This window comes from Kitasatospora sp. NPDC047058 (assembly GCF_040643935.1).
In the GTDB taxonomy this organism is placed as follows: Bacteria; Actinomycetota; Actinomycetes; order Streptomycetales; family Streptomycetaceae; genus Kitasatospora.
Window position 1 is genome coordinate 1 of sequence record NZ_JBEYVJ010000509.1, and the last position, 4,237, is coordinate 4,237.

General features: G+C 76.5%; 4 protein-coding genes. All 4 read left to right on the forward strand.

Annotation, left to right across the window (positions count from 1 at the left end; all coding sequences use genetic code 11):
- On the forward strand, positions 1–1,889 hold a 1,889-nt coding region (locus ABZ885_RS36435; protein ID WP_360198703.1), incomplete at its 5' end, for a multicopper oxidase domain-containing protein.
- Positions 1,889–2,335, forward strand: a complete 447-nt coding sequence (locus ABZ885_RS36440) for a hypothetical protein (protein ID WP_360198706.1) — start codon at positions 1,889–1,891, stop codon at positions 2,333–2,335. The genes ABZ885_RS36435 and ABZ885_RS36440, both read left to right, overlap by 1 nt.
- Before the next feature lie 114 nt (positions 2,336–2,449).
- The gene (locus ABZ885_RS36445) at positions 2,450–3,661 is read left to right on the forward strand and encodes a NarK/NasA family nitrate transporter (protein WP_360198709.1); all 1,212 of its coding nucleotides are present in this window, start codon (positions 2,450–2,452) and stop codon (positions 3,659–3,661) included.
- Between the two features lie 65 nt (positions 3,662–3,726).
- A complete protein-coding gene (locus ABZ885_RS36450; RefSeq protein WP_360198711.1) occupies positions 3,727–4,191 on the forward strand; it encodes a hemerythrin domain-containing protein in 465 nt (154 codons plus the stop codon).
- The last annotated feature ends 46 nt before the right edge of the window (positions 4,192–4,237 follow it).

The following is a 4,237-nucleotide window of genomic DNA, read 5'->3' on the forward strand; positions in this document are numbered from 1 at the left end:
GCGGCGGCCTGGCGGCGGCCGTCCCGGCACTCGCGGCGGGGTGGCGCTGGCCGGCCGCGGCCGGAGTCGCCGGGTACGCCGCGGGCGTGGCCCTCGCCGCCGGCCTGTTCGTCCGCACGGTGCGCCGGCGCGCCGCCGTCTCGGCGGCGGCCGCCTGGATGCTCGCCGCCGCACTCGGCTGGCTCCTGGTCGGCCTGGTGGCGGACGTCTTCCTGCTCTGCGGCCGGACCCTGACGGCTCTGCAGGACGACATCGGGCCGCTCGTCCCGGTGCTGCTGATCGGCTTCACCGGGCAGGCCCTGATCGGCGCCCTCAGCTATCTGCTGCCGGTCGTGCTCAGCCGCGGTCCGCAGCAGCGCGCCGGGCTGCAGCACACCCTGGACCGGGCGTGGCGGGCACGCCTGGCCCTGCTCAACCTCGCCGTACCGCTGCTGGCGCTTCCGCTGCCCTCCCCCGCCGGCCCGGCCGGTGCGGTGATCGCCGGTGCGGGCGTGGCGGCCTTCCTGGCGCTCCTGCTGCGGGTGTCCGTCCGCACCTGGGCGGGACACCGGGCCGGGCCGGTCCGGGCCGCCCACCGCGGGCTGCTGGCCGGCACGGCCGCCGGCACCGCGCTCACCGTGGCGGCCGCGCTGGTGGCGGGCAGCGGCGGGACCACCCCGCAGCCGCCGCCGTCGCCCGCCGCCGCGGGCACCCGGACCATCGCGGTCTCCCTGGAGGCCATGCGGGTCAGCCCGGACCGTGTCGAGGTGCCGCACGGCACGGCCGTACGGCTGGTCGTCACCAACCACGACGCCCAGCGGCACGACCTGACCGTCCAGGACGGCCCCGCCACCCGGCTGCTCGGCCGGGGCGAGAGCGGCACCCTCGACCTCGGGCCGCTCACCGCGGACCGCCAGGCCTGGTGCTCCGTCCCGGGCCACCGGGCCGCCGGCATGCGCCTGGCCCTCGTCGTCGGACACCCCGGTGCGGGCGCTGCCACCCCGTCACCCTCCATGGCCGCGCCGGGCGCGGCCGCCGGTGACGGGCCCGACCTCGCCCGGGAGTTCTCCCCCGGCTGGAGCCCGCGCGCCGCCGCCCTGCCCCCCGCGACCGCCGACACGGTGCACCGGGTCGAACTGCACGCCGTCGGCGTCAGGGCCGAGGTCGCGCCCGGGGTGACCCGGGAGCTGTGGACCTTCGGCGGCACCGCCCCCGGCCCCACGCTGCGCGGCAGGGTCGGGGACACCTTCGAGGTCACCCTGGTCAACGACGACACCATGGGCCACGGCATCGACTTCCACGCGGGCGCCCTCGCGCCCGACGGGCCGATGCGCACCATCGGCCCCGGCGAACGGCTGGTCTACCGCTTCACCGCCGAGCGCGCCGGTGCCTGGCTCTACCACTGCAGCGCCGCGCCGATGCTCCAGCACATGGGCAACGGCATGTACGGCGCCGTGGTGATCGACCCGCCCGGCCTCGCCGCAGCCGACCGGGAGTACCTGCTGGTCGCCTCCGAGCTGTACCCGGGCGAGCCGGGCAGCGAGCAGCAGGTGGCCGCGATGCGGGCCGGCACCCCCGACGCCTGGGCGTTCAACGGGGTGGCCGCCCAGTATGCCAAGGCGCCGCTGACGGCCCGTGCCGGGCAACGCGTGCGGTTCTGGGTGGTCGCGGCCGGACCGGCCGGCGGCATCGCCTTCCACGTCGTCGGCGCGGTCTTCGACACCGTCTACAAGGAGGGCGCCTACCTGCTCACGCCGTCCTCCCCCGGCGGGTCGCAGGTGCTCGACCTGGCGCCCGCGCAGGGCGGGTTCGTCGAGACGGCCTTCGCCGCGGCCGGCCACTACACCTTCCTCGACCATGACATGCGCCACGCCGAAGCCGGGGCGCGCGGCCTCGTGGAGGTGAAGTGATGGACCCGCTCGGACTCTGGTCCCTGGTGCGCTTCACCCACGTGTGCGGTGCCGTGCTCTGGGTCGGCGGACAGCTCGCGCTGTCGGCCGTGATCCTCCCGCTGGCCCGCCGGCAGTTCCCCGCCGACGTCGCCGCCCGGTTCGCCACCGCCGTGGGCCGCCGGTTCGGCCTGCTCACCGGGGCGCTGTTCCTGCCGGCGCAGCTCGGCACCGGCGTCGCACTGGCCTGGCACCGGGGCGTCACCTGGGCCTCGCTGGGCGAGCCCGGCTACGGCCGGGACCTGGCGGCCAAGCTCGCGCTGTTCACGGCGGTGATGCTCGCGGCCGCCGCGCACGGCTGGGCCCACGCCAGGGGCCGTGCCGAACTCGCCCGGGCCCTCGCCGTCGCCTCGCTGGCCGGCTCGCTCGGCGTCGTCCTGCTCGCCGCCGCGCTGCCCGGCACCTGATCCGCCCGCCCCTCCCACCCACCGCCACACCCCACCGCCACACCGCACCGCAGCGCCACACGCACCCACCGCCACACCCACCGTCGCACTCGGCGGAGAAACGGAGACCCCACCATGGACACCCGCCCGACCGGGGACAGACCAGCCGCACCGACCTCCGGGCAGCGCACCCTGATGCTGACCCTGGCCACCCTCGGCTTCGCCCTCAACTTCTGGGCCTGGGCGCTGATCAGCCCGCTCGCCACGCGGTTCAAGGACACCCTCGGCCTCAGCTCGTTCCAGCAGTCGCTGCTGGTCGCCGTCCCGGTGATCGTCGGCTCGCTGGGCCGCATCCCGGTGGGCGCGCTCACCGACCGCTACGGCGGCCGGGTGATGTTCCCCCTGGTGTCCGCCGCCACCATCGTGCCGGTGCTGTACCTCGGCCTGGTCGGGCACTCGTCGCTGACCGAGCTGCTCGTCGGCGGGTTCTTCCTGGGCATCGGCGGCACGTCCTTCGCCATCGGCGTCCCCTTCGTCAACGGCTGGTTCCCCCCGGAGCGGCGCGGTACGGCCATCGGCGTCTTCGGGGCCGGCATGGGCGGCACCGCGATCAGCGCGCTGACCACGGTGAACCTGGTCAAGAGTCACGGCGTCGCCACCCCCTTCGTGCTCACCGCGATCGTGCTCGCCGTGTACGCGGTGGTGGCGCTGGTCCTGCTGCGCGACGCGCCGGGACGCGCCGTGCCCACCGAGCCGCTGGCCCGCCGCCTCGGCGGCACGCTCCGGCTGCGCGTCACCTGGCAGGCCTCGGCGCTGTACGCCGTCGCCTTCGGCGGCTACGTCGCCTTCTCCGTCTACCTCCCCACCTACCTCAAGACCGCCTACGGGCTCCAGCAGGCCGACGCCGCGAACCGGATGGCCGGGTTCGTCCTGCTGGCGGTGCTGATGCGGCCGGTCGGCGGCTGGCTGTCGGACCGGACGAGCCCCGTACGGGTGCTGGGCTGGGCGCTGGCCGTGGTCGCGGCGGGCGCCCTGCTGCAGGGCTTCACCCCGCCGCTGGCCCCGCTCGGCACGGCGGCGTTCCTGACCATGGCCGCGGCCCTCGGCACCGGCAGCGGGGCGACGTTCGCCCTGGTCGCCCTGGTCGCGCCGGCGAACCGGGTCGGCTCCGTCACCGGGGTGGTGGGGGCGGCGGGCGGCCTCGGCGGCTTCGTCCCGCCGCTGGCCCTGGGCGCCCTGTACGGCAGCTACCACTCGTACGCGGCCGGCCTGGTGGCCCTCACCGTGGTCGCCGTGGCCGCCGCGGTCTTCACCGCCACCCGGGTCCGGCGCGCCGTCCAGGCCTGACCTCCGGACGAGCATTCAGACGAGCATCCGGTCGCCGGCCGACCGGGAGGAAAGGACCGCCCGACATGTGCGAGTACTGCGGGTGCCAGGCACTGGCCACCATCCGCGACCTGACGAGCGAACACGACGCCGTGGTCAACCTGATCGGCGCCGTCCGGGCCGCGCACCACGACGGCGACGCGCCGGGCATGGCCGCCGTCACCCGGGACATCGCCGCCGTGCTCCGCCCGCACACCGAGGTCGAGGAGCGCGGCCTGTTCCCCTTCATGGCCGCCGAGTTCCCCGAGCACATCGCCATCCTGGAGGCGGAACACCGGCAGATCGACGCCGTCCTCGGCGAGGCCGCGGACGGCACGCCCGCCGACCCGGCCTGGCCGCAGCGGCTGCTGGACACCCTCGGCCGGCTGCGGGCGCACATCCTGAAGGAGCAGGACGGCGTCTTCCCCGCCGCGCTCGCCCAGCTGAGCGGGGAGGAGTGGGAGGCGGTCGAGGCCGTGCGCGCCCGGGTCGGCACGGCGCTGCCGGGCTGACCTCGGCCTCAATGACCGCGCGCCGGGCGGCAACTGCCGCCCGGCG

Bases quoted from the DNA above. Each gene is read 5' to 3' on its own strand.
- ABZ885_RS36440 (WP_360198706.1), top strand. From the start codon at position 1,889: ATGGACCCGCTCGGACTCTGGTCCCTGGTGCGCTTCACCCACGTGTGC.
- ABZ885_RS36445 (WP_360198709.1), top strand. From the start codon at position 2,450: ATGGACACCCGCCCGACCGGGGACAGACCAGCCGCACCGACCTCCGGG.
- ABZ885_RS36450 (WP_360198711.1), top strand. From the start codon at position 3,727: ATGTGCGAGTACTGCGGGTGCCAGGCACTGGCCACCATCCGCGACCTG.